This window comes from Roseateles sp. P4_D2, assembly GCF_056401875.1.
The window spans coordinates 507603-532127 of the sequence record NZ_JBFUIM010000002.1; the positions used below are offsets into that span (position 1 = coordinate 507603).

General features: G+C 70.4%; 21 protein-coding genes. 12 read left to right on the forward strand and 9 right to left on the reverse strand.

The window, feature by feature from the left end:
- Window positions 1-6: 6 nt before the first annotated feature.
- The 6 genes from AC1DW0_RS05755 (at window position 7) to AC1DW0_RS05780 (ending at window position 9409) form a co-directional block, all read left to right on the forward strand.
- Window positions 7-837, forward strand: a complete 831-nt coding sequence (locus AC1DW0_RS05755; protein ID WP_477945147.1) for a hypothetical protein — start codon at window positions 7-9, stop codon at window positions 835-837.
- A gap of 144 nt (window positions 838-981) precedes the next feature.
- The gene (locus AC1DW0_RS05760; RefSeq protein ID WP_235531775.1) at window positions 982-1545 is read left to right on the forward strand and encodes a L,D-transpeptidase; all 564 of its coding nucleotides are present in this window, start codon (window positions 982-984) and stop codon (window positions 1543-1545) included.
- Between the two features lie 146 nt (window positions 1546-1691).
- The gene (locus AC1DW0_RS05765) at window positions 1692-3266 is read left to right on the forward strand and encodes a peptide MFS transporter (RefSeq protein ID WP_477945148.1); all 1575 of its coding nucleotides are present in this window, start codon (window positions 1692-1694) and stop codon (window positions 3264-3266) included.
- 193 nt (window positions 3267-3459) lie between these two features.
- Complete coding sequence (locus tag AC1DW0_RS05770; RefSeq protein WP_457321959.1) at window positions 3460-4689, forward strand: efflux RND transporter periplasmic adaptor subunit; 1230 nt, start codon at window positions 3460-3462, stop codon at window positions 4687-4689.
- 18 nt (window positions 4690-4707) lie between these two features.
- On the forward strand, window positions 4708-7995 hold the full coding sequence (locus AC1DW0_RS05775; protein ID WP_477856729.1) for an efflux RND transporter permease subunit: 3288 nt from the start codon (window positions 4708-4710) through the stop codon (window positions 7993-7995).
- A gap of 1 nt (window position 7996) precedes the next feature.
- On the forward strand, window positions 7997-9409 hold the full coding sequence (locus AC1DW0_RS05780; RefSeq protein WP_457354816.1) for an efflux transporter outer membrane subunit: 1413 nt from the start codon (window positions 7997-7999) through the stop codon (window positions 9407-9409).
- A gap of 31 nt (window positions 9410-9440) precedes the next feature.
- Here AC1DW0_RS05780 and AC1DW0_RS05785 read toward each other — a convergent pair whose 3' ends face one another.
- From AC1DW0_RS05785 to AC1DW0_RS05805, 5 genes are all read right to left on the reverse strand, one after another.
- A complete protein-coding gene (locus AC1DW0_RS05785) occupies window positions 9441-9905 on the reverse strand; it encodes a DUF3592 domain-containing protein (protein WP_457388929.1) in 465 nt (154 codons plus the stop codon).
- A gap of 131 nt (window positions 9906-10036) precedes the next feature.
- On the reverse strand, window positions 10037-10660 hold the full coding sequence (locus AC1DW0_RS05790; RefSeq protein ID WP_056191514.1) for a PqiC family protein: 624 nt from the start codon (window positions 10658-10660) through the stop codon (window positions 10037-10039).
- Entirely contained in the window at window positions 10657-11697 is a 1041-nt protein-coding gene (locus tag AC1DW0_RS05795) for an MlaD family protein (protein ID WP_477945149.1), read from the reverse strand. The genes AC1DW0_RS05790 and AC1DW0_RS05795 overlap by 4 nt, the downstream gene beginning before the upstream one ends.
- On the reverse strand, window positions 11694-12470 hold the full coding sequence (locus AC1DW0_RS05800) for an ABC transporter ATP-binding protein (RefSeq protein WP_457388933.1): 777 nt from the start codon (window positions 12468-12470) through the stop codon (window positions 11694-11696). Before AC1DW0_RS05800 ends, AC1DW0_RS05795 begins: the two co-directional genes overlap by 4 nt.
- Window positions 12470-13606: an MlaE family ABC transporter permease gene (locus AC1DW0_RS05805; protein ID WP_457445796.1), complete on the reverse strand. Its 1137-nt coding sequence runs from the start codon at window positions 13604-13606 to the stop codon at window positions 12470-12472. Before AC1DW0_RS05805 ends, AC1DW0_RS05800 begins: the two co-directional genes overlap by 1 nt.
- Window positions 13607-13791: 185 nt before the next feature.
- Here AC1DW0_RS05805 and AC1DW0_RS05810 point away from each other — a divergent pair, with 185 nt between their 5' ends.
- The 6 genes from AC1DW0_RS05810 (at window position 13792) to AC1DW0_RS05835 (ending at window position 18993) form a co-directional block, all read left to right on the forward strand.
- Window positions 13792-14004 carry a hypothetical protein gene (locus AC1DW0_RS05810; RefSeq protein WP_056191523.1) on the forward strand — a complete coding sequence of 71 codons (213 nt, stop codon included), beginning with the start codon at window positions 13792-13794 and terminating at the stop codon, window positions 14002-14004.
- Window positions 14001-14255: a hypothetical protein gene (locus AC1DW0_RS05815; protein ID WP_056191525.1), complete on the forward strand. Its 255-nt coding sequence runs from the start codon at window positions 14001-14003 to the stop codon at window positions 14253-14255. Before AC1DW0_RS05810 ends, AC1DW0_RS05815 begins: the two co-directional genes overlap by 4 nt.
- A 75-nt stretch (window positions 14256-14330) precedes the next feature.
- Window positions 14331-15398, forward strand: coding sequence for a sensor histidine kinase (locus AC1DW0_RS05820; protein ID WP_477945150.1), 1068 nt, complete (start codon window positions 14331-14333; stop codon window positions 15396-15398).
- The gene (locus tag AC1DW0_RS05825) at window positions 15386-16078 is read left to right on the forward strand and encodes a LytR/AlgR family response regulator transcription factor (protein WP_457354800.1); all 693 of its coding nucleotides are present in this window, start codon (window positions 15386-15388) and stop codon (window positions 16076-16078) included. The genes AC1DW0_RS05820 and AC1DW0_RS05825 overlap by 13 nt, the downstream gene beginning before the upstream one ends.
- A 111-nt stretch (window positions 16079-16189) precedes the next feature.
- Complete coding sequence (locus AC1DW0_RS05830; protein WP_477945151.1) at window positions 16190-17686, forward strand: hypothetical protein; 1497 nt, start codon at window positions 16190-16192, stop codon at window positions 17684-17686.
- Between the two features lie 86 nt (window positions 17687-17772).
- Window positions 17773-18993: an acyltransferase family protein gene (locus AC1DW0_RS05835; RefSeq protein ID WP_477945152.1), complete on the forward strand. Its 1221-nt coding sequence runs from the start codon at window positions 17773-17775 to the stop codon at window positions 18991-18993.
- On the opposite strand, the gene AC1DW0_RS05840 is transcribed toward AC1DW0_RS05835, so the two are convergent.
- The 4 genes from AC1DW0_RS05840 to AC1DW0_RS05855 all read right to left on the reverse strand — a co-directional run.
- A complete protein-coding gene (locus tag AC1DW0_RS05840) occupies window positions 18894-19406 on the reverse strand; it encodes a DUF7482 domain-containing protein (protein ID WP_477945153.1) in 513 nt (170 codons plus the stop codon). The two genes, AC1DW0_RS05835 and AC1DW0_RS05840, sit on opposite strands and share 100 nt — an antisense overlap.
- A 52-nt stretch (window positions 19407-19458) precedes the next feature.
- Window positions 19459-22296 carry a bpX6 domain-containing protein gene (locus AC1DW0_RS05845; RefSeq protein WP_477945154.1) on the reverse strand — a complete coding sequence of 946 codons (2838 nt, stop codon included), beginning with the start codon at window positions 22294-22296 and terminating at the stop codon, window positions 19459-19461.
- Entirely contained in the window at window positions 22289-24133 is a 1845-nt protein-coding gene (locus AC1DW0_RS05850; protein WP_457445801.1) for a hypothetical protein, read from the reverse strand. Before AC1DW0_RS05850 ends, AC1DW0_RS05845 begins: the two co-directional genes overlap by 8 nt.
- Window positions 24130-24525, reverse strand: a 396-nt coding sequence (locus tag AC1DW0_RS05855) for a bpX5 domain-containing protein (protein ID WP_477945155.1), incomplete at its 5' end; no start/stop codon positions are given. The genes AC1DW0_RS05850 and AC1DW0_RS05855, both read right to left, overlap by 4 nt.

The window sequence follows — 24525 nt, forward strand, 5'->3', positions numbered from 1 at the left end:
CAAACCATGCGTTTCGGAGAACGCGCTGAACTCGCCGCCGCAGCCCGGCGGCGTGACATCCTCATCGGCCTCGGCCAGGGTGGCGTCATTGCTGCCCTGGCACTGGCCGTTTTCTTCACCTTCTTTAGCGGCAGCTTCAAGCGCAAGCCCGCCGTGGCGTCCGCCCATCGCCCGGTGGCTGTCGCCAAGGCGCCCGCCCCAACCCAGCCGCCCGCGGTCATCGACCGCCAGCTTGACTTCGGCAAGGTCCGTGCGCCGCTGGACGTGACCCGCGTGGCCGCCTGGGCCGTGCGCGAGGCCGACAACGGCAGCAGCGCCTTCGCCATCATCGACAAGCGCCGCGCTCAGGTTTATGTCTTTGCTCCTGAGGGTCGGCTGCTCGGCACCAGCCCCGTGCTGCTCGGCTATGCCTCCGGCGACCTCACGGTGGCTGGCATCGGCAGCAAGAGCATCGAGCAGATCAAGCCGCAGGAGCGCACGACGCCGGCCGGCCGCTTCGTGTCGGCCCCTGGCCGCAACGCCGACGGCAAGGAGGTCGTCTGGGTGGACTACGACGCCGCCGTGTCCATGCACCGCGTGATCAACTCCAACCCCAAGGAGCGCCGCCTGGAGCGCCTGGCCACCAAGACGGCGGCCGACAACCGCATCAGCTGGGGCTGCATCAACGTTCCCGTCGATTTCTTCGAGCGCACCGTCCTGCCCAACCTGGGCCAGAGCCGTGCCGTTGTCTACGTGCTGCCGGAAAAGAAGTCCCTGATGGCCTTCTTCCCAGGCGCTGCACCGCCCCAGGTGCTGGCCCAGGCCGGGTCAAGACGAGGTAACAACGCCAAACCGTGAAGTCCTTGTCTGTTGGTTACAAGACTGCTTTCCTAGACTGCCCGCCAAGGCAGGCGCGATGGTTGCGCCGCCCGGTACAAGGGGCGTCGAGTGGGCAGCAGTTGGGCAGATCGGGCCAAGGCCGTCGTATGTGGCATCGCCACGGTGTGGAGCCTTTTTGCGACGGCTTCGGCTGGCGCGCAGGTCATCTCAAGGCCGGTGGCCAGTGACGCCCGGGACGGCCGCCCTTTTGCGATCGTCGACAAGCGCCAGGCGACGCTGTCGATCTATGCCGCGGACGGTAGTCTCGTCGGCCGCGCCCCCGTATTGCTGGGCCTGACGCCCGGTGACCAGGAGCCGCAGAGCTCGCGCGGCAAGCAGCCGGCGGCGCTCAAGGTCAACGAACGCGTGACACCGGCCGGCCGCTTCGAAGCCCAGCCGGGCGTCAACCTGAACGGCGAGCGCATTGTCTGGTTCGACTACGAAGCCAACCTTGCCATCCACCGGCTGCGTCCCGCGCCGGCCAGCCAGCGCCGCCCAGAGCGCCTGGCCTCGGCCAAGCTGGAGGACCGCCGCATCACGCTGGGCTGCGTCGTCGTCGAACCGGCCTTCTTCGACGAGGTCGTGCTGCCCACACTGGGCGCTGGCAAGAGCCTGGTCTACATCCTGCCGGAGCGTGAGCCCGTTCTCGCCGCCGCCGCGGGCGCACCGCATGCCGCTGCGCCCTGAGTTCCTCGGCATACCGCGGGCTTGAACCGACCCAGGGCAATCCCTGGGCCGCCCGTCCGCGGAAAACGCCCTGCTGGCGGGACAATTCCAGGCTTCCGCACGGGCTACCCGCCCGCCTCCTCGCGGTTTCACCTGGAACGACTGACGTGACTACCACCACCCCCGTGGCCAACCCGGCCACGGCCGGCCGAGCGGCGCCTACCCCGGCGACCATCCTCGGCCAGCCCAATCAGCTCTTCGTGCTGTTCTTTACCGAGATGTGGGAGCGCTTCTCCTACTACGGCATGCGCGGCCTGCTGGTGCTCTTCCTCGTGACCGAGGTCGCCAAGGGCGGCTGGGGCTGGAGCCGTGCCGAGGCAACGTCGCTGTATGGCTGGTACACGGGCATGGCCTATCTGCTGCCGGTGCTGGGCGGCTACCTGGCGGACCGCTACCTCGGCACGCGCCGCGCCGTCTTGTTCGGCGGCTTCGTCATCGCGGCCGGCCACATCTCGATGTTCCTGAACACGGTGCCGAGCTTCTACATCGGCCTCGGCCTCGTCGTGCTGGGCACGGGCCTGTTCAAGCCCAATGTGTCGGCCATCGTCGGCCAGCTCTACAGCCCCAAGGAAGACAACGCCCGCGACGGCGGTTACACGCTGTTCTACATGGGCGTGAATGCCGGCGCCTTCTTCGGCATCCTGCTGTGCGGCTATATCGGCGAGAAGGTGTCCTGGCACCTGGGCTTCGGCCTCGCGGGCCTGTTCATGATCCTGGGTGCGCTGCAGTTCTATTTCAGCCAGCACATCTTCGGCGACATCGGCGCGCCCCCGAAGGTCGAGGATCGCGCCAAGGCCGCTGCTGCGGCCGCGGCTGACGAAGCGCCGGCCCACGTCGTGGCCGACCGCCTGAAGGCCATCTTCGTCTTCTCCTTCTTCACGATCTTCTTCTGGTTCGCCTTCGAGCAGGCCGGCGGTTCGATGACCATCTTCGCGGCCGACTACACCGACCGCGCGCTGGTGGGCACCAGCGGCTTCGTCTTCAAGGTCGTCAATTCGCTGATGACCGTGCTGCCGGCCGTGATCCTGACCTGGCTGCTGTGGAAGCTCAACCGCAGCACCGGCAGCCGGTACCTGCTGGCCAACACCATGCTGGGCCTGGCCTTCGCCGTCATCTGGGGCCTGGTGATCTGGATGCTGGCGCGCGAGTTCGCGCTGGAGCAGTCCGAGGTCCCGGCCAGCTGGTTCGGCGTGTTGAATTCCTTCTTCCTCGTCATCCTGGCGCCGATGTTCTCCAAGATGTGGGAGAAGCACTGGAACCCGGCCGGTCCGGTCAAGTTCGGCGTCGGCCTCGTGCTGCTCGGCCTGGGCTTCGCGGCCCTGGCCTATGGCTCGGCCGGCATTCCCCAGGGCGCCAAGACGGCCCAGGTCAGCATGCTCTACCTGAGCCTGGCGTACCTGCTGCACACCATGGGCGAGCTCTGCCTGTCGCCCGTGGGCCTGTCCTATATCTCCAAGCTGGCACCGGCGCGTCTGCTAGGCCTGATGTTCGGCGTCTGGTTCCTGAACACGGCCATCGCCAACAAGCTGGCCGGCGTGACGGGCTCCTACATCGACGACATCTCCAACCACTACTCGATGTCGGTCTTCTTCCTGATCTTCACCGCCATCCCCATCGGCGCTGGCGTCATCCTGATGCTGCTGACGCCGTGGATGAAGAAGAAGATGCACGGCGTCCACTAATAAATCATCTGCACGGGGTCATGAAACCCGTGCGTTACGTCAGAAAGCCGCCGGGTCCGCGCGCCCGGCGGCTTTTGTTCACAGTTCCAGCCTGTTGACAAGGAATGTCAGCAGCCTGAATGGGCTTTAGGTTTTGGGGTAACGGCGTCGGGTCGATGTGCTTACAGTCGCCCGCTTGCATTCGGAGCCCCCCATGTCCAAGAAGAATCTGGCGCTGACCCTGTCTCCCGTCCTCATCGCCCTGCTCGCCGCCTGTGGTCAGAAGCAGGAGGGCGGCGGCGGCCCGGGGGCTCATGGCGGCCCGCCGCCCGTGTCGGTGGCACCTGCCACCCAGCGCGAAGTGCAGGAGTTCGACGAGTTCACCGCCCGCCTGGAAGCGCCGGATACCGTCGACGTGCGCTCCCGCGTCGCTGGCACCGTCGACGCGGTGCGCTTCAAGGAAGGCCAGCTCGTCAAGAAGGGCGACCCGCTGTTCACCATCGACGCCCGCGCCTTCAAGGCCGACGTGGCGCGGGTGGAGGCGCAGATCGCTGCAGCCCGGACCCAGGCCGAGCTCGCCAAGACCGATCTGGCCCGCTCCGAGAAGCTGATCAGCATCAACGCCGTCAGCCAGCAGGAGATCGACCAGCTGCGCTCGGCGTTGCGCTCGGCCGAGGCCAACCAGAAGGCGGCCGAGGCGGCCCTGGTGCAGTCCAAGCTCAATGTCGAGTACGCCAGCGTGACGGCGCCGGTCAGCGGCCGCACCTCGCGCGCCAACGTGACGCCGGGCAACCTCGTCGGCGTGGGCGACCCGGTGCTGACGACCGTCGTCTCCAGCGACAAGGTCTACGCCTACTTCGACGCCAGCGAGGCAACCTACCTGAAGTACATGCGCGCCGCCCGCGACGGCAGCCGCACCTCATCGCGCGACGTCGCCAACCCGGTGCAGATGGGCCTGTCCAACGAGCAGGGCTATCCGCACGCCGGCAAGATGGACTTCGTCGACAACCGCCTGAACCCGGCCACCGCCTCCATCCGCGGCCGCGCGGTGTTCGACAACAAGCAGGGCCTGTTCACGCCGGGCCTGTTCGCCCGCATCAAGCTGGTCGGCAGCGGCAACTACAACGCCGTCGTCGTGCCCGACCGCGCGATCACGACCGACCAGACGCGCAAGATCGTCCTCATCGTCGGCCCCAACAACATCGTGCAACCCCGCCCCGTCACGCCGGGCGCGCTGATCGACGGCATGCGCGTCGTCGATGGCGTCAAGGCCGGCGAGATGGTCATCGTCGACGGCCTGCTGCGTGCCTTCCCCGGCGCGCCGGTCACGCCGCAGGTGCTGAAGGTCGACGACAAGGGCATGCCCATCCCCGCCGCGCCGCCGGGCGCACCGGGCGCTGCCCCGGCTCCCGCCTCCGCTCCGGCCTCCGCCGCCTCGAAGTAAACAAAGGCGGCCCCTGCCATGGACATCTCACGCTTCTTCATCGACCGGCCGCGTTTCGCGACCGTCCTGTCCCTCTTCATCTTCCTGATCGGCGCGCTGGCCATCCCGCTGCTGCCGATCTCCGAGTACCCCGAGGTCGCGCCGCCCCAGGTTGTCGTGCGTGCCCAGTACCCCGGCGCCAACCCGCGCGTCATCGCCGAGACGGTGGCCACGCCGCTCGAGGAGCAGATCAACGGCCTCGAGAACGTTCTCTACTTCGACAGCCAGGCCACCGGCGACGGCGGCATGACGCTGACTGTCACCTTCAAGATCGGCACCCACCCGGAAGCCGCCGAGACCGCGGTGCAGAACCGCATCAACCGCGCCCTGCCGCGCCTGCCCGACATCGTGCGCCAGATCGGCGTTACGACCGAGAAGGCCGCGTCCAACCTGACCATGGTGGTCCACCTGGTCAGCCCGGACAACTCGCGCGACGCCCTCTACCTGCGCAACTACGGCACGCTCAATGTGCGCGACGACCTGTTGCGCGTGCCCGGCATGGGCTCGGTGCTGAGCTTCGGCGCCGGCGACTACGCCATGCGCATCTGGCTGGACCCGCAAAAGCTCGCCGCCCGCAACATGACGGCCAGTGATGTCGTCGGCGCCATCCGCGAGCAGAACACGCAGGTGGCGGCCGGTGTGGTCGGCGCCTCGCCGTCGCCCAAGGGCACGGACTTCCAGCTCGCCATCAACGCGCAGGGCCGCCTCGTCAGCGAGGAAGAGTTCGGCGACGTCGTCGTGCGCAGCGAGCCCAAGACCGGTGCCCTGGTGCGCGTGAAGGACGTCGGCCGCGTCGAGATCAGCGCCAACACCTATGCGCTGCGCAGCCTGCTGAACAACAAGGAAGCCGCGGCCATCGCCATCTTCCAGGCGCCGGGCTCCAACGCGCTGGCCATCTCGGACAACGTGCGCAAGACCATGGAGAGGCTCAAGCCCAGCTTCCCCAAGGGTGTGGACTACGCCATCGTCTATGACCCGACACGCTTCGTGCAGACCAGCATCGAAAAGGTCGTGCACACGCTGTTCGAGGCCGTCGGCCTGGTCGTGCTGGTCGTCATCATCTTCCTGCAGACCTGGCGCGCCTCCATCATCCCGCTGGTGGCCGTGCCGGTGTCCATCATCGGCACCTTCGCCGTGCTGCTGTTGCTCGGGTTCTCCATCAACACGCTGACGCTGTTCGGCCTCGTGCTGGCCATCGGCATCGTCGTGGACGATGCCATCGTCGTGGTCGAGAACGTCGAGCGCAACATCCAGGACGGCCTGACGCCGCATGCGGCCACCGTCAAGGCCATGCAGGAGGTCTCGGGCCCCATCATCGCCATCGCCCTGGTGCTGTGCGCGGTGTTCATCCCGCTGACCCTGGTGCCGGGCCTGTCGGGCCAGTTCTACAAGCAGTTCGCCGTCACCATCGCCATCTCGACGGTGATCTCGGCCTTCAACTCGCTGACCTTGTCGCCGGCGCTGGCCGCCATCCTGCTGCGCCCGCATGACGCGCCCAAGGACGCGCTGATGCGCGGCATGGACAAGGTGTTCGGCCGCTTCTTCAACTGGTTCAACCGCTTCTTCCACCGCCGCTCGGAAGACTACGGCCGTGGCGTCACCGGCATCCTGAAGCGCAAGTCGCTCGCGCTGGTCGTCTATGCGCTGTTGCTCGGCGCCACGGCCCTGCTGCTGGCACGCATCCCCAGCGGCTTCGTGCCCGCGCCGGACAAGCAGTACCTGATCGGCATTGCCCAACTGCCGGCCGGCGCCAGCCTGGACCGCACCGAGGAAGTCATCCGCCGCATGAGCGAGATCGCGCTGAAGGTGCCCGGCATCAAGGACTCGGTGGCCTTCCCCGGCCTGTCCAGCGCCGGCTTCTCGGCCGCGCCCAACGAGGGCATCGTCTTCTTCGGCCTGGAGAGCTTTGACGAGCGCACCTCGCGCGAGAAGAGCAAGGAGGCCATCCTCGGCCAGGTCAACGGTGCCATCCAGCAGATCCAGGGCGCGCGCATGTTCGTCGTGCCGCCGCCCCCGGTCGACGGCCTGGGCATCGCCGGCGGCTTCAAGGTGCAGGTGCAGGATCGCAGCAGCCAGGGCGAACAGGCCCTGTACGGCGCCGTCTGGGGCACGCTGGGCCAGATCTACGGCAACCAGAACACCTCCATCGGCCAGCCGTATTCCAACTACGACATCAACGTGCCGCAGCTGTTCGCCAACGTGGACCGTGTGAAGGCCAAGCAGATGGGCGTGCCGCTCGCGTCCATCTACGACACGCTGCAGATCAACCTCGGCTCGCTGTACGTCAACGACTTCACCAAGTTCGGCAAGACCTACCAGGTCATCGTGCAGGCCGACGCGCCCTTCCGCGCCAAGGCCGAGGACGTCGTCCAGCTCAAGACCCGCAACGGTGTCGGCGACATGGTGCCTCTGGGTTCGCTGATGAGCGTCGAGCCGACCTTCGGCCCGACGCGCGTGACGCGCTACAACGGCTTCCCGTCGGCCGACGTCAACGGGGCGCCCAAGCCGGGCTTCTCCAGCGGCCAGGCCGAAGCCGAGATCGAGACCCTGCTGAAGAACCTGCCGCGCGGCTTCGGCTATGAGTTCACCGAGCTCAGCTACCAGGACCGCCTGACCCGCAGCGTCAACGTGCCGGTGCTCAACGTGCAGATCCCGACGCTCGCCGCGGTGCTGCTGTTCTCGGTGCTGCTCGTCATCCTGGTACTGGCTGCCCAGTACGAGAGCTGGAGCCTGCCGCTGGCCATCATCCTGATCGTGCCGATGTGCATCCTGTCGGCGCTGTTCGGCGTCTGGCTGTCGCACTTTCCGCCGTTCGGGCAGGCGGGGGACCTGAACATCTTCACGCAAGTGGCTCTCGTCGTGCTGGTCGGCCTGGCGTGCAAGAACGCCATCCTGATCGTCGAGTTCGCCAAGGAGCTGGAGGAGCAGGGCAAGACCATCCGCGAGGCCGTCATCGAGGCCTGCCGGCTGCGGCTGCGCCCCATCCTGATGACGTCCATTGCGTTTTGCGCCGGCGTCATCCCGCTGATCCTGGGCAGCGGTGCGGGCAGCGAGATGCGCCGTGCCATGGGCATTGCCGTGTTCGCCGGCATGCTGGGCGTGACGCTGTTCGGCATCTTCCTGACGCCGGTCTTCTACAGCCTGCTGCGCGCCAGCACCCAGAAGCGTCGCGCCCGCGCCGCCACGGTGCGTGCCCAGATCGACGCTTCCGCGCATGCCTTCCATCCCGGCATCGACGATGCTGCACCCAAGAAGGAGGGCCACTGAAATGCTCGCCCGCCTGACCCCTCTCGCCGCCGCTTCCGCCGCCGTCCTGCTGGCCGGATGCGCCGCGCCCGGCCTCTCCTCCGGACCGCAGAACCTGGCGCCCGCGAGCTTCGCTCAGTTGCCTGCCATCGAGGCCGGGGCCAATCCTGGCGCCGCGACCATGACCGCCGCCTTCGTCGACAGCGCCCAGCTGCAGCGCGTCGTCGACGAGGTGCTGGCCAACAACCGGGACCTGCGTGCCGCCGCCGCGCGGCTGAAGCAGGCCGAAGCCTTTGCGACGGCCGCCGGTGCCCAGCGCTTCCCGACCGTGGGCCTGGGTGCCAGCGCCAGCCGCCAGCGCGCGCCCAACGAGCAGGGCGTGTTCAACAACTTCACCAGTTACGGCGTCAATGCGACGGCGGGCTGGGAGGTGGACCTGTGGGGCCGCGCCGCATCCAACGCCCGGGCCGCCAGCTATGACGCCGAAGGCGCAGCGCTCGATCGTGACGCCGCCCAGCTCAGCCTGGCCGGTACGGCGCTGAACCTGCAGACCCAGCTCATCGGCCTCGGCCACCGCCTGAATCTGGCCAAGGAGACCCTGGTCGTGCAGAACCAGCTGCTCGATCTGGTGAAGGCCCGCGTCGGCGCCGGCCGCGGCACCGCGCTGGACCAGGCCCGCGCTGAAGCCTTGGTGGCGCAGACCTCGGCCAGCGTCCCGGCGCTGCGCAACGCGGCCTGCCTCACGCGGCTGCAGCTCGACGTGCTGCGCGGCCAGCCGCCAGCCGACTGCGACAAGGCCGACAGCGACCCCCTGCCTGCCATGCCCGAACCCCGCCTCATCAGCTTGGGGCAGCTGCCTGACCCCGCCGGCCTGTTGGCCCAACGCCCTGACGTGAAGGCCGCCGCCGTGCGCGCCCAGGCTGCCGCATCACGCGCTCATGTCGCCTGGGCCGCGCGCTGGCCCAGCCTGGGCCTGACCGGCCAGATCGGCTGGAGCGCCGGCAGCGCTGGCGACCTGTTCAAGAGCGGCACGCAGATCCACAGCCTGGCCGCGGCGCTGAACTGGAACTTCCTCGACTTCGGCGCTCGCAAGGCCGAGGAGAGCGCGGCTCGCGCTGGCTACGAGGCTGCTGTCGCCGGTGCTGAACAGGCCCAGCTGACGGCCCTGCAGGACGCCCAGGGCAGCCTGTCGACGCTGCGCGAGACGGAGCTTCAGGCCGCGGCCCAGGCCACCGCCGCCGACGCGACGCGGCGTGCCCGCGAGCTGGCCTTGAAGCGCTACGAGGCCGGTGTGACCGACTTCTACGCGCTGCTCAGCGTCGAGCAGGAGCGCCTGGCGGCGGCGGACGCGTTGATTCAGGTACAGACCCAGCGCGCCGCCGCCCTGTTGGGCGTGCACAAGGCGTTCGCGGCCCGCTTGACGGTGGCGCAGTGATCCGGGGCCGGCATCGCCGGCCCCACTTCCATCAAGCCGCGACTGCCGCCGGCCCGCCCGAGTTCTTGCGCCAGCGCCACCACAACAGGCCCAGGCCGGCGAGGAACATGACTGCGCCGATCCAGCGGGTTTCGCTGGTGTTGTCCTGCATGTCGGCCAAGCGCACGACGCTGGGTTCATTGGGCAGGTAGCGCACCTTGACCATGGGGTCGGCCTTGCCGTCCTTCATGGCCTGGCCCTGTTGTTGAGGCAGGCCGATCTCGGCGTTGACCAGGTTGCCGGCCTCCGTCTTGAAGACGATGTGGCCGCGGAAACCGCTCTCCGAGCCGCTGCGCTTCTTGCGCCACTCGATGCTTTCCACGGTGGCGGTGGTCTCGCGGCCATTGGCCTGCAGGCGCTTGATGTCGCGCGAGTCGTTTGCGCCGCTGAACATCACATAAGGCCCACCGATCAGCAGCGCCAGCACGAAGACCCAGGACCTCAAACTTTCCAGCATCACTTACTCCCTCAGGCGCCCTCGGGCGGCCCGGGCGCGGTTCTTTTTTAAGCGAGGCAGCCGCCCCTGCGGCCGCTATTGTTTACGCGCCAGCCGCGCGATCACCTCAGGGTCTCCCTGAAGTGACGGGTTCAGGAGGCCGCGACCATGCGTGCGGCCAGCTCCAGGATGCTGCGACGGTAAGCGTCGGCCAGTGCATCGGCGTTCGCCGCGCACGGGACGGTCAGCTCGGCGGCGCCGGCGGCAGGCAGGGCGGTATTGATCGGCGCGTGCAGCGGTGCCCAGCGCCAGCGCGCGCGCAGCGTCAGCTGCAGGCCACCGCCATCCTGGCGAGCCAGCCATTCATCCACCTGCACGACCAGGCGCAGCGACTCCGCGCCGTTGTCGGGCTGCGACTTGGCGCCCAACGTGACCGGGTAGGGCTGGCGCAGCCGCCCCAGGTCCTCGGCCAGCACGCGCGGCAGCGCGTCACGCAGCGGCTCGGCCCAGCGCGCCTCGGGCCAGGGCCTCAGGCCCGCGCTGCCCTCGGCAACCAGGATCTCGTCGCGGTCCAGCAGTTCGGGCAGCGCGATCTGCGGGCTCAGCACCCAGGCGCGGCCATCCTGGCCGGGTTTGGCGCTGGCCGGCAGGGGCGGCGTGCTTGTCAGGCCATAGAGGCGGCGCGGCGGCGCGTCGCGCGTGGCGCATCCGGCCAGGGTGGCCGCGGCCAGCAGGCCCAGGACCAGGTCTCGGCGGTGCAGGGCGATCGGCTTCATCGTGCGGGCTCCGGTGCAGGCGTGGTGTCGGGCTTGCGGCCGCGCAGCAGCGCCTCGGGTTGCGCGTCCAGCGTGTTGGCGAGCTGGCGCAAGGCCCGCGCCGCTTGCGACAAGTCGCGCATCGTGCGCTCGGTCTGCTGCAGCAAGGGGCCATCGCTGCTCGCGGCCTCCTGCAGCGAGGCGCTGGCGCGGCTCAGCTCTGCGAGGGCCCGTTGCAGGTCCCGCATGACCGGGCCGTTCGGGTCGAGCACGGCACTGGCCTTGTCGGCGCCCACGCCCACCTTGTCAGCCGCGCCGGACACCTTGTCGCCAGCTCTATCCACACTGGCCATGGCGCGTTCGGCGCTGCGCGTCAGCGGCGCGGCGCGCTGTTCCAGCTGCGCGGCCAGCTTGCGCGCGTGGCCCGCGGTGGCCGCGAAGTCCTTCAGGCCCTGCTTCAGCTCGGGCGCTGCGATCAGCGAGCGAGCAGAATTTGCGATCTGGCTCAGGTCATCTAGGATCTTGCGCAGGTCCACGCTTTCGAGCTGGTTCTTCAGCGCCTGGAAGGCGGTCGCGACGGTCGGGATCTCCGTCATGTCGCCGCGAAAGCCCCCGCGCAGCGTGCCGCGCTGCTTGGTGCGGATGTCCAGGTCGATGTAGAGCTGGCCGGTCAGCAGGCTTTGCGTGCCGAGTTGGGCGCTCAGGCCGCGCTTGATGAGGGTAGGCAAGGCGTGGCCGATGTCGTCGCTGTCGTTGCGGCCGTTCAGGCCGCGCACGGCGTCGGCATCCAGCTGGGCCACGACGGGGATGGCGAAGCTGTCGGTTTCCCTGTCGTAGTGCACGCTGATGTCGGTCACGTCGCCGATGCGCACGCCACGGAACACCACCGGCGCGCCCTTCTGCAGCCCGAACACCGAGCCGGAGAAGAACATCACGACGCGTTGCGGCTGCTTGAACCAGTGCTGGCCCGGCAGCACGACGAGGGCCACGGCGAACAGGGCCAGCGCACCGACGACGAAGGCGCCGATGGCCAGGGGGCTGGCGCGGCGGCGCTTCACGCGGCTTCCTTCTGCGGTTCGTACTGGCCACGGGTCAGGAACTCGCGCACCGGTTCGGGCCCTTGGTCTCGCAGCTCTGCCGGCGGTCCGAGCGCCGTGGCCGTGTGCGCCTCGACGTCGAGAAAGAGCACGCGGTCGGCCACGGCAAACAGGCTCTCCAGTTCGTGCGTGACGAGCACGATGGCCGAGCCGACATCGTTTTTCAGCTGCTTGATGAGGTCGTCCAGCCGCGCCGAGGTCAGCGGGTCCAGGCCGGCCGAGGGCTCGTCCAGGCACAGCAGCGGCGGGTCCAGCATCAGCGCGCGGGCAATGGCCGCGCGCTTTCGCATGCCACCCGACAGCGCGGCCGGTTCGGCGTCGAAGGTGGCGGGGTCGTTCAAACCTGCCAGGGCGAGCTTGAAGCGGGCCTGGCGCTCGCGCTCGGCCTCGTCCAGCTCGGTGTACAGCTCCAGCGGCAGCATCATGTTTTCGCCGACGGTCATGCTGCTCCACAGCGCGCCGGCCTGGAAGGCCACGCCGATCTCGCGCCGCGGCGGATCGTCGCCGTGCACATCGCGTTCCTTGCCGCCGGCCGTCCACAGCACGCGGCCGGTCTGCGGCGTCTGCAGCCCGATCATGTGGCGCAGCAGTGTGCTCTTGCCGCAGCCGCTGGCGCCGACGATGGCGAGCACCTCACCCGCCTTGACCTCGAAGTTCAGGCCATGCTGCAACTCCTTGCCGCCGGCGTGCAGGCTGAGGTTCTCGACACGCATCAGGACCTCGCCCTTGTCCATCAGATGTCTAGCCTTTGGAAGATGACGGTCAGCGCCGAGGCAGCCACCACCATCCAGACGATGGCCTGCACGACCGCCGCCGTCGTCGCCTCGCCCACTGCCTGGGCGCTGCGACCGGCATTCAGCCCCTGGCGGCAGCCGGCCAGTGCCACCAGCACCGCATACACACTGCCCTTGAGCAGGCCGACGAAGAGGTCCCAGCCCTCCAGCGCCTCGCGCGTCGTCGCCAGGTAGGCCGCGGCCGGCACGTCGTAGAGCACGACGGCCACGCCGCAGCCCACGGCCAGGCCGGCGGCGCCAGCGCACAGCGTCAGCAGTGGGCCGGTCACCAGCAGGGCCAGCATGCGCGGCAGCACCAGGTGCTCGACCGGGTCCACGCCCAGCGTCGTCAGCGCGTCGATCTCCTCGCCGGCGCGCATGCTGCCGATCTGGGCCGCGAAGGCCGCACCCACGCGGCCGGCCAGCACGATGCCGACGACGAGGGCCGCGATCTCGCGCACCACGCCGACGGTGACGAGATTGGCGATGTAGCTCTGCGCGCCGAAGCGCTTCAGCTGCTCGGCGCCCATGTAGGCCACGATCAGCCCCACCAGCGAACTGACCAGCAGCACGATGGGCAGGCTGCGCGGGCCGGTCTGCTCGATCTGCCACAGCCAGTCGCTCATGCGCATAGCGCTCTTGCCCCGCGCCAGCCGGCCGACGGCGCCCAGCATGTCGCCGACGAAGACCAGGGTCTTGCGCCATTCGGGCTCCGCCTGAGGCTCGTCATCGGCGGCTGGTTTCTTCTTCTGCGCGGCCTCGGTCTTGGGCAGGCTGAGCGACAGCAGCGGCTGCAGGCCGCGCGGCAGGCCTGCCAGGTCCAGTTGCACGCCGCCTCGCGCCAGCGGTGCCAGCAGCTGCCACAGCGCGCCGGCCAGTGGTGGCTGCCAGTGCGACAGCGCCGAGCTGTCAAAGCCCAGCCGCGTGCCCGCCGCCACCGGCAACTCGGCGGGCGGTTTGGGCAGTGCCACATCGGCGCCGTCGCCCGCCAGTACCAGGCGCCACTGCGGGCCTTCGCCTTCCCAATGCGCCTTGCCCTCGCCGGTGCTTGCGGTGTCGGCGGGCGGAGGCAGTGAGGCAGCAGGGGTGGAGGACATGACGACCCATGCTCTGCCGCGCCGTCTTGCCAGTGGCCCGGACGCCGACTGCGCGCTTTGTAGGACGGCGCGCCGCCGCGACCGCCCTGTCGGCCTGCGCCGACAGGGCGAAGGCGGCCTGGATGACCGCGACCGCTGCGCTCGTCGCCGAAAGTTGTTCAACTGATCTTCTTCCGGAGCCCGCGATGAAATCCACCTCCAAAAGCCCGACCCAGGGCGACGGTCTGCAGGGCGAAGGCAATTACGACGCCGCGCGCCGCCACCGCGAGTCCGCCGAGAAGTTCGTGAAAAGCGGCGGTGTGGAACCAGCCGCCCGCGAGGCCGCGCCGCGCAGCATCGACGAGGCCCGCGAGATGCGCGACGCCGAGCAGGCTGGCAAGAGCCACGCCAGGCGATGAGCAAGACCATCAACCCCGACGCCGCTCGCCCCGAGGGCAAGCCGTCGCTGCCGCACGAGCGTGACCAGCAGAACTCGGCGACCAATGCCAAGCCCGACCCTCAGGTGGATCGTGCGGCGCGCGATCTGAAGCAGGGTCAGGTTGACACTGACCTGCGCGCTACGCCGGGGCTGGATGCCGATCGCCGCGGCGGCATGGTGAAGGGTGGCGAGCACGGCGCGGCCGACAGCAAACCACGGCCCAACCGCTGACGGTCCTGGGACGAATGGCGCCCTGGCCGGGGCGAAGCGCCGAGGCGCAGCCCCTGCCCGGGCTAACCTCGCGGCATGACCATCCTGCCGCGCCGCTGGCGCTTGCCTTATGTCGCCGTGCTGGCCATCATCGGCCTGCTGCTGAGCATCTCCGCGCTGCAGACCTACCGCCTTTCGGGCGGCACCCACCCCTGGGAGCCGTTCCTGTGGGAGTTCAGCTCGGTCAGCGTCATCGGCCTGCTGGCCCTGGGTGTGCATGCCTTGCTGGGCCAACTGCGGGGCCGGTCCTGGCAGCGCCAGCTGGCGGCGCATGCGGCCGCGATGCCCCTGTTCAGCCTGCTGCACATCGCCGGCATGTTCGGCCTGCGTTTTGCGGTCTACGGCCTCGCAGGCGTGGACTACCACCCAGACGATCTGGCCACGGTGCTTGTCTTTGAGGGTGGCAAGGACGCCGTCAGCTATCTCAGCTTCTGCCTGATCTCGCGCGGGGTCTGGATGGCCCAGGCGGCGGCCCTGCGCGCGCAGGAGCTGGACCGGGCTCGCCGCGAGCTCGCCGAGGTGAGGCTGGCCCGCCTGGCCGACCAGGTGCAGCCGCACTTCCTGTTCAATACGCTCAACCTCATCAGCTCGGTGATGTACGAGGACGTGCCGCGCGCCGACAAGCTGCTGTGCCAGCTCGCCGACCTGCTGCGCCAGACGCTGGCAGCCCAACAGCGCGCCGAGCACACGGTGGGCGAGGAGCTGGCGCTGGTGCAGCCCTTCCTCGCGCTGATGCAGGCCCGCTTCGGGCCGGAGCGGCTGGTCGTGCATATCGAGACCGACGAGGCGGCGAGCGCCTGCCGGCTGCCTGCTCTGCTGTTGTTGGCGCCGGTGGAGAACGCCGTCAAGCATGACGTGGCGCGGCATCGCGGCCGCGTCACGGTCAGCGTCGTCGCGAAGCGCGTCGGCGAGCGGCTGCATCTGAAGGTCAGCAACCATGGCGACACCCCTGTGCCCGATTCGCCGCCTGACCCTGATGGCGGCCTGGGGCTGCGCAATCTGCGGGAGCGGCTGGAAGCCCGCTATGCCGATGCTGCCAGCGTCAATTTCGGGCCCGACGGTGGCGGCATGTGCTTGACGTTGGAGCTGCCATGCGCGCGCTGATCGTCGACGACGAGCCCGCCGCGCGCGCCAAGCTGCGCCGCCTGCTGGCGGCCGAGACGGACGTGGCCGAGCTGATGGAGGCGCCCGACGCGCCGTCGGCCTTGGCCCTCGTGCGCTCGCTCGCCACGCCGCCCGACCTGGCGCTGCTCGACATCGAGATGCCCGGCGGCAACGGCGTGCAGCTGGCCGCCGCGCTGCGCGAGGCCGGTGTGCGCTGCATCATCTTCTCGACGGCGCACGCCGAGCACGCGCTGCAGGCCTTCGAGCTGGCGGCGCTGGACTATCTGCTCAAGCCCTACACGGCCGAGCGGCTGGCAGCGGCGCTGGCGCGCGTGCGCGAGTCGCTGGCGCGCCCCGCGGCGCCAGTGGGCGAGTGGTGGGTTGAAGGCGAGCGCATTGCGCTGGCCGAAGTGCAATGGATCTCGGCAGCCGACAACTACATCGAGCTGCACCTGCCCCCGCGCAGCCTGCTGGAGCGCGCCACGCTGGCCGATGCGCTGGGCCGCCCCGGCTGGGCCGCGCGCTTTGTACGCGTGCACCGCAGCCACGCGGTGAATCCGGTGCATGTGCGGCGCATCGAGCGCCTGTCCAGTGGCGAGGCCGTGCTGACGTTGAGTTGCGGCGGAACGCTGCGCGTGTCACGCGGCTACCGCGGGGTTCTGGACGCGATCGCCGGCTGACGGTCGATACGTGTGCTAACGAAGCAAGCCGCTGACCGGGTTAGCATCGTCGCCCAATCAAAAGGCCACAGGCCGGGGGGCGCGATGGGCAGGCGTGTGCGGTGGGCGTTGATGGCCTCTTGCCTGGTGCTGGCCGCCTGTGGCGGTGGCGGTGGCGGGGGGTCGAGCACGCCGGGCGACACGACCACGCCGGTGACCCCGTCCAACGACATCGGCGCCCACATGTCGATGTCCAGCGTGACCGTGGAGCGCGACCTTTACCGGCGCAACCAGGTCGAGAAGGTCGAGCTCGCGCTGCTGGTGGACCGTCCGCCCGCCGAGGGCTACTACTACCGCGTGACCTACACAAAAAAGGCCCTGAACTTCATTGGCGAATCACCGCGCACCGACTCGGGGCTGGATCTGCAGGTCGGGCTGTCGTCTCCCGGCGTGCTCGGTTTGGGCAGCTATGACGACACGATCACCGTCGAGGTCTGCATCGACTCGAAATGCGCCTCGCCCGCGCGCGGCAGCCCCTTCGTCGTGCCGGTCAAGCTCAAGGTGGGCTACTTCGCCGAACCCGAGGCCGGCCAACCGCCGCAGGTGCTGGCTGACGCCGTCACGCTGCCGCATGACGTCGTTGCCGCTGCCTACAGCGCGAGCCTGGATGCCGTCGTGTCCGTGTCCAAGGCGCCGGCCGCCGCGCTGAACCTGCGCTCGCTCGCCGATGGGCAGACGCGCAGCGTCGCGCTGGCCTCGGTGCCGACCTCGGTGGCGCTGTCGCCCGACGGCCGGCGCGCGGCAGTGGGGCATGACGGCGCCGTTTCATTCGTCGACCTCGTGCCGGCCACGCCGGGCGCGGCGATGGCGGTCAGCCGGTTTGCGGTCAGCGTGCCGGTCGGCGCCGTCGTGCTGGACGGCCAGGGCCGCATCTACGCCTTCGGCTCGGCGCCGACCTGGGCCTACTTGCATTGGGTGGACACGGCCAACGGCATCGACAAGACCGCCACGGCCAACATCTACAGCCCGGTGCGGCCGGTACTGCACGCCGCCGGTGACCGCATCTATTTCTCGACCCGGGACGTCTCGCCCAACGACATCTACAACGTCACGCTGGAAGCCACTGGCCCGCGTGATGCCGTCGATTCGCCCTATCACGGCGACTATGAAATCTGCGGCCAGGTGTGGACCTCGGCAACCAGCTCACGGCTGTACACCGCCTGCGGCAAGGTCTTCACGGCGTCCAGCGATCCAAGCCTGGACATGCGCTATGCCGGCTCCTTCGCGATGTCGGCGGCAACGTCAACGGCCAGCTTCGGCTATGCGGCGCTGTCCATCAGCGACAGCCTCGTGAGCAACCAGCTCGTGGTGCTGGAGCAGGACAAGTTCAATTGCGATCCTCGCCTGGACATGCTCTACGCCTGCTTCACACGGGTCGGCACCTTCAACGCGACCGACATGGCGTTGCAGGCACGTGCCTCGCTGGCGCCCGTCACCGTGGGCGCGGACCGCTTCGCGCAGGTCGGCCGCTATGTTTTCCATCGTGTCAACGGCAAGGCGGTGCTGCTGACCGAGCTGCGCGGCGCGCCCGACGCGGCGGCCAGCATCCGGCTCAGCAGCCTGCCCTGAGAGGCTGAGAGCCGTTGGCCCCTGGGGCGGCGCCACTCGCCCCAGCGCGCTGGCTCGCGCGCCGTGCCACCGCGAAGCTGGCGGCCATGAACACGAACCGCCTCCCCTTCCTTGACGGTCTGCGCGTTGCCGCCTTCGCCCTGCTGATCCCGTATCACGTGGGCATGTACTACGTGACCTGGGACTGGCATGTGAAGAGCCCCGCGGCCAGCGGCGCCCTCGAGCCCTTTATGCAGCTCAGCTCGCCGTGGCGACTGGGCCTGCTTTTCCTGATCGCCGGCGCGGCCTGCCAGGGGCTGTTCACCAAGCGCGGCGCCCTGGGCACGCTGAAGGACCGCTCGCTGCGCCTGCTGCTGCCGCTGCTCTTCGGCATGGCCGTCATCGTCACGCCGCAGGCCTATTTCGAGGTGCTGACCAAGGCGCCCCAGCTGCTGCCGGGCGACGGCGGTTACCTGGACTTCTGGCAGGCCTACCTGAAGGGCGGCAAATACTGCCGCGGCCAGGACTGCATGGACGTGCCGACCTGGAACCACCTGTGGTTCCTGCCCTATCTGTGGCTGTACGCGGTGCTGGGGGCGCTGCTGGCCCGTTTCATCCGTCTGCGCGGCGAGCTGCGGCTGCCCACCTGGGCCTGGCTGCTGCTTCCGGCAGTGCCACTGGCGCTGATGCGCATCTTCATCAAGCCGCGGTTCCCGATCGAGCACGACCTGGTGCATGACCTCTACAACCACCTGCAATACGGCTGGCTGTTTGCCATCGGCTGGGCCAGCCGCACGCCGTTGGCGCAGGGCTTCTGGGCGGCGGCATTGCGGTTGCGCTGGGTGGCCCTCGGCGTCTCGCTGGCGGGCTGGGCCGTGCTGATGGTCTTCAGCCAGCAGTACGCCGAGGCGACGCCGAGCGATGCCGTCCTGACCGCCGCCCGCACGCTGCGGGGCTCGCTGACCTGGTTTGCCATCGTCGCCGCGGGCGGATGGGCCCAGCGCGCCTTCACGAAGGAGTCGCCGCTGCTGCGCGAGGCGAGCAAGGCGGTGTTCTGCCTCTACATCCTGCACCAGAGCGTCATCGTCGTGCTGAGCCAGTGGCTCAAACCTCTGGCCCTGCCCTGGGGGCTGGAGGCGGTGCTGCTGATCGTGCTGACCTTTGCCATCAGCGGCGGCGCCTATCTCGTGCTGCGCCGCGTGCCGGGGCTGGCGTTGCTGGTCGGCATTCAGCGCACGCCGCGCAAGGCGCTGCCGTCCACGCCGCGCGTGATGGGGCAGTTGACGACGATGCCCGTCACGTCGAGCTCGACGTCGCCCGAGGCCTGAGCGTCCAGCACCGCCTCTTCGGAGCGCAACTCGCGCGGCGGCCTGGCCGGTTTCCAGCGCACCAGCACCAGCCGCCACAGGGGGCTGTAGTTCGGGTCGGGCTTGACCGCGCCCACGGCTGCCGGCCCGGAGGCGAAGACGCTGATCTGCGCGCCGTCGGCAAACTTGTAGACGCGCTCGGTCAGGGAGGCCGATCCCATGCCCACGGCGCCGGCCAGGCGCGGCACGTGGTGGATGCCCGCCTGCGCGGCCATCGTCCCGTCGGAGATGTCCGTCGTCACGTACTCGACGCGCTTGCCCTCGACCCATGCCTGCTGGCGCGGCAGCGTGATGCCGGAAGGCGAAGCGCAGGCGCCGAGCAGGACGAGCGCCAGCGAAGCCAGGCCGTGACGGAGAAGGGGGTGCGAGGTCATCAAGAGCAATCGCCGAGCCATTGCCAAGTCTTACACCCGCGAGGCCCCGTGGCTAGCGTACCGAAACCCCGCGCAGATGGCTGCTGCGCGTGTCCAGCACCGCGACTCGGCCGCGCGCATCGAACACCAACCAGCGGCCGCGGTGCTGGCGCATCTGCGGTTCGTCCTGCTCGGGCCAGCGCCAGCGCGCATGTACGAGGCCGCTGTGCCAGTGGGCCAGCTCCAGCAGGTCGTGTTCACCGTCGAAGCGGGACAGCACGAACCAGTCGCCACCGCCCTTCAGCACCTCGGCGCCGGACAGCACGATCTCTCCGCCCGCCGGTCCGCCGGGCGCGATCTCCCGGGCCCGTACACGGGTTTCCGTCTCGGTGCCGGACACGGTGATGAGATCGACCAGGCCGCGCCCGTGCACGAAGGCGCGGCCCAGCGTGTTGCCGTCGGTGGGCGGCACTTCCTCGCGGGACTGCAGGCGCCGGCCCTGCAGCAGATAGGTCCACTGCTGGGCGGGGATCTGCTCTGAAGGCGGCGCCAGCAGCCAGCGCTCGCGGACGTCGCCGCGGTCGATCTGCACGACGGGTCCGGGCAGGTCGGCGACGCGCCACAGCACGTCCCGCAGGCCGGGCGACTGCACGTCCAGCACCTCGACGCGGTTGCCGATGCCCACGCTCCAGCCGACGCCGTCGAAGCCATCGGCGAAGGTGTCGAAGCGGTGCAGGCCGAGGTCGCTCCAGCGGCCGCGCGCGAGCTCCAGCCGGCTGACGCGCCACACCACCTCGCGGCGGGCCAGGGCGAGGGCGATGCCACCGTCGTCTGCCGCGATGAGGCGCTGGGCCGGCACCGCGAAATGCGCCAGCCGCCGGCCCCGCGCGTCCAGGCGCACGACACCGCCTTCGCCCAGGGCCAGCAGCAGCTCGCCGTCGGCCAGCGGGATGGCATCGACGATGGCCTGCAGGCCCACCGGTGGCAGCTCGGCTTCGAGGGCTTGCTGGCGGCTCTCCAGCGGCCGCGCCGCCGGGTCGGCCGCCAGGGGAGGCAGGTCGGCCGACAGGGCCGCGTCGCCGGCCAGCGTGACGAGCTGGCGCAGTCTGGCGGTATCCAGCGGCAGCGGCCGCGGGCCGGCCTGGTCGGCCATCAGCGGGCCGACGATGAGGGCCGCCAGCCGGCGCGCGGCGGGCGTCGGCGGCGTCGGCAGCTGCAGCAATTCCTCGGCCAGCGCCCAGCGCTCGGCCTGCAGATCGGCGTCGCCTTGCAGGGCCTCGATCAAGGCGCTGCGTGTGGGCAGTGAGTCGGGCCAGACCTGGGCGCGCCAGGCCAGGGCCCGCACGCCCTGGCCACCGCCGGCGGCTTCGGCCACGTCCAGCCAGGGCGCGGCGCGGCCATGCTCGACCCTCAGCGGCCAGATCACCTGCACGGCCTCGAGCCAGCGGCCATTGGCGGTCAGGGCCTCGGCCCAGGCCAGGCGCAGCTGGGCGGCCGCCTGGGGCCAGCGCGCCTGCAGCAGGTCGACCGCGGCGGCAAAGGCGCCGTCGCGGCGCGCGACCAGCACGGCCTTCTTCCAGTCGCCCGCCAGCGCGTAAAGGCGCACGATCTGGGCCGGTGGCATGTCCCAGCGGAAGGCGAGTTCGGCCGCATCGGCGGCGCGCCCGTGGCGCTCCAGCAGGTCCAGGGCCTCCTGGCGCGACTTCAGCAGCTCGGCCAGCACGAAGACGGCCTCGTCGATGCGGCCGGCGGTTTCCAGCTGCTGGGCGCTGCGCCGGTAGAGGCTGCGCAGATGCGCCTCCAGGTCGGCGCCGAAGTCGACGGAGGTGGCGGCGCCACCGCGCTCGCCCAGGCGCAGGTCCTGGCGGGGCCCGAGGCGGCCGAAGGCCTGGCCCAGCGATTCACCCCCCAGCGGGATGGCGTGGCGCAGGGCCTCGTCCAGCCGCCCTTCGTCGAACATCGCCAGCATGCGGCGCATATAGGCCGCGTGCTGGGCGCCGAGCAGCCGGCTCAGGCCCGAAGTGATGGCCAGCCGCGCAGCCCATTCGCGCCAGCGCTGGGGCACGACCCGTGAGCGCGTCAGGCGCTGGCGCAGGCCGGGCGCGGTCGCCTTCGCCGCCGAGGGCAACGGCCGCGATGGCGCCGCGCCTTCGTCGGAGTCCCGCCAGCCTCGCCGGGCGAAGTAGAGAAGGGGAAGCAGCCACCAGAGCCGTGGCGTGAGACTGGTCTCGCTGCCGAACAGCAAGGCCAGGACGAGGATGACGAGCCCGATGGCGAGAGCGACCAGCAGCAGCTTGCCGAGGCGGGCGCCGATGGCCGGCTGCGCCGCCGAGCGCCCGGACGACGAGGCCGCACGCGCCGGCGCATCGCGCAGCGCCTGCAGCAGGCGGCGCGCCTCGGGCGAGGGCTCGCGCGGGATGCCCGGGCCGAGGATGTCGTGCAGCTCCTTGGGCTGGGCAACGAGCTCGCGCGGCGGCTCTGGCAGCCGCAGGTCCAGGGGCTGCAGCAGCGGCACGTCGACCTGCAGCCAGGTCGACGGATCGACCGCTTCGGCCGCGGCGAGCTGCAGCGGGCGCAGGCGGCCGCCCTCGGCCAACCAGACATCGGCCGTGGCGCGGCCGGCCAGTGCCGCGGGCTCGATGGCCGCGCTGCACAGCGCGCCGGCCACGCGGCGCAGCGGCCAGGCCGACAGCCGGTCGCAGTCCATGGCCCGCGGCTGGGGCAGGCAGAGCAGGTCGCCCTCGGCAAAGCGGTGCAGGCTGGCGCCAGCGGTCCAGGCGGCCAGCATGTCCCGCTGTCGCGCGGCTTCGCCCTGCCAGCCGGCGGGCCACCACAGCGCGGCCACCGGGTGGTGACCAAGCAGCGTCGGGTGGCTGACCTCGGCGCTGCGGATGTCCAGGGCCTCAGTCATCTTGGCCCTCCGCCGCTTCGCCGCCGGCGTCCTGCACCGTCATCAGGCGGCCGCCGTCGGACGACAGCACGATCAGTTCACGGGCCTGGGTCAGCACGGCGACGCGACCGGTGTGGGGGCAGACGGTGCATTGCGTGATCGGTGTCGTGCTGTTGAACAGGTTGCGCCGGCCTTCGCGCGTCTGCAGCCGCAGCATGCCGCGGCCGGCGCTGAGGAAGACCAGGCTGGCCGCGCCTGCCTTGGCGTGGAAGACGCCGACGGCCTGCTCGCCGGGCTGCAGCACGACCTCGCGCTCATCTGCACCGCCCTCGGCATCCAGGGCGAGCTCGGGTCGGGCCGCCGCGAACAGCCGCCAGCTCTCATGCGGCGCCTTCTGCTGCCGCACCGCGAGTGCCCCCAGGCGCGCCTGGCCGCCGGGCAGGGCCTGCAGCGCGAAGAACACCGCGGCCTGGGATTCGTCGACCTTGCACAGGCGGCGGCGCAGCGGGGTCTCATCGCCGTCCTTGTCCAGCTCGCGCAGCCAGACGCCATTGCCCCAGAACACCGCGTAGGCGAGGCGCTCATGGTCCAGGTTGACCATGCCGATCACCTGCTTGTCGATCTCGTGAACCGGCGCCAGCGAAGGCGTCCAGGCCAGCAGGCGGTTGCGGCGGTCGATGACGCAGACCAGCCGCTCGGCGCCGGCGCCCAGCAGGCTCAGTGGCATCCAGCGGCCGGCCGACACGGCGGGTTCGAAATCCTCCCGCGACGGCCGGGGCCGTGCGGCGAAGCGGTCGACCTGCCAGAAGTAGAGCTGCTCGTCGTCGAGTGCCAGGCCGAAGGACTGGCCCTTGTGCAATTGCGCGGCGACCAGGGGCCGTGCCGACGACCATTCCTGCCGCCGCCAGCTGACGCGGCCGCCCTGGCCGGGCGCCGGCATCTTGAGCACCAGCATGGCGTGGCCGGTCAGTGCCCGCACGGCGACATGGCTGCCAAAGCGGGAAAACAGCGGCGCGCGGTTCAGTGCCATGCGCAACTTCGCGTCGGCCTTGACGGGCCGTGGGGCGGCGGCCGCCTCGACCTCGAAGCGACCGCGCAGCAACCGGGTGGTCACGTCGTCGGCGGGTAGCGGCAGGCGCGCCCGTCGTGTGGTGCTGGACGCGACCAGCTCGGCCTCCAGTGCGTCGCCGGCCAGCGTCGGGCGCAGCACGAGGCGGCGCTCCCGGCGCGCCGGCGCGGCACCCGCGGCGCCCACCCACCAGACCTCGGCATCGACATCGCCCTGCTCCAGCAGCGCGGCCTTCCAGGCGGCCTCCTGCGCCGCGCCGCCGGCTGCGAGGCAGCGGCCGTTCAGCAGTTGCAGCAGTCTTTGCGGCGCGTCGGCTTCGTGCAGCTGGCCCGGCTGATGCAGCAGGCCCCAACGCAGCGTGCCGCCGAGATCGACCGCGCGGCGGGCCAGCAGCACCCAGGCCGCCAGCTGCGCCAGGCGCGGCGCGCCGAGCTGGCGCGGGCCGGCGTCGAAGATGGCCACGACGATGCGCTCCGACGGGATGGCGCGCAGCTGCGGGGCCAGGAAGAGATGTTCGGCCGCCGCGGCCCGGCGCAGGAACTCGTCCGGGATCTCGTCGGCCAGCAGCCATTCGCTGGTCAGCAGCCGCTCGTAGGTGCCACGCAGGCGCAGGTCGCCCAGGCCGTCGGGCTCGGTCGCGACGCGGCCGGTGTTGGCCGATGCGGGACCGGCCAGCTCCGCCAGCCGGCGCACCAGCTGGCCCAGGGCGTCGGCCAGCAGGGGCTCGAACCAGCCCAGCCAGGGTCGCCAGGGCTGCAGCGGGGCAGGGAGTTCCGTTGGGGCGTTCATGCAGGCTTCAGGGCCGCGCAGCGCTGCAGCACGGCATCGCTGGCGGCCTGCGGCGCGTCCAGTGGCAGGGCGACGGTCGGATCTGGCCACAGCAGCAGCGGCTGCCGGCCATGGTGGCGGCGCAGCGCGCGGTCGACGAGGTCATGGGCGAGATCGGGCTCGGCATGCGTGGGCAGCCACAGCGAAGGCGCCTGCGGGCTGGGTGCGGCATAGCGGATGCCGTCCACCCAGGGCAGCGCGTCGGCCGTGCCGAGCACGACCAGCCAGCCCGGCGCGGCGACCATTTGCAATGACTCCCGCTCGCTGGCCAGCTGCCGCGACAGGCGCTCGAGCAGGCTGGCCGCGACGGCGCCGCGCGCGACGGCCGCCCGCGGTGCGAGGGCCTGCTCCAC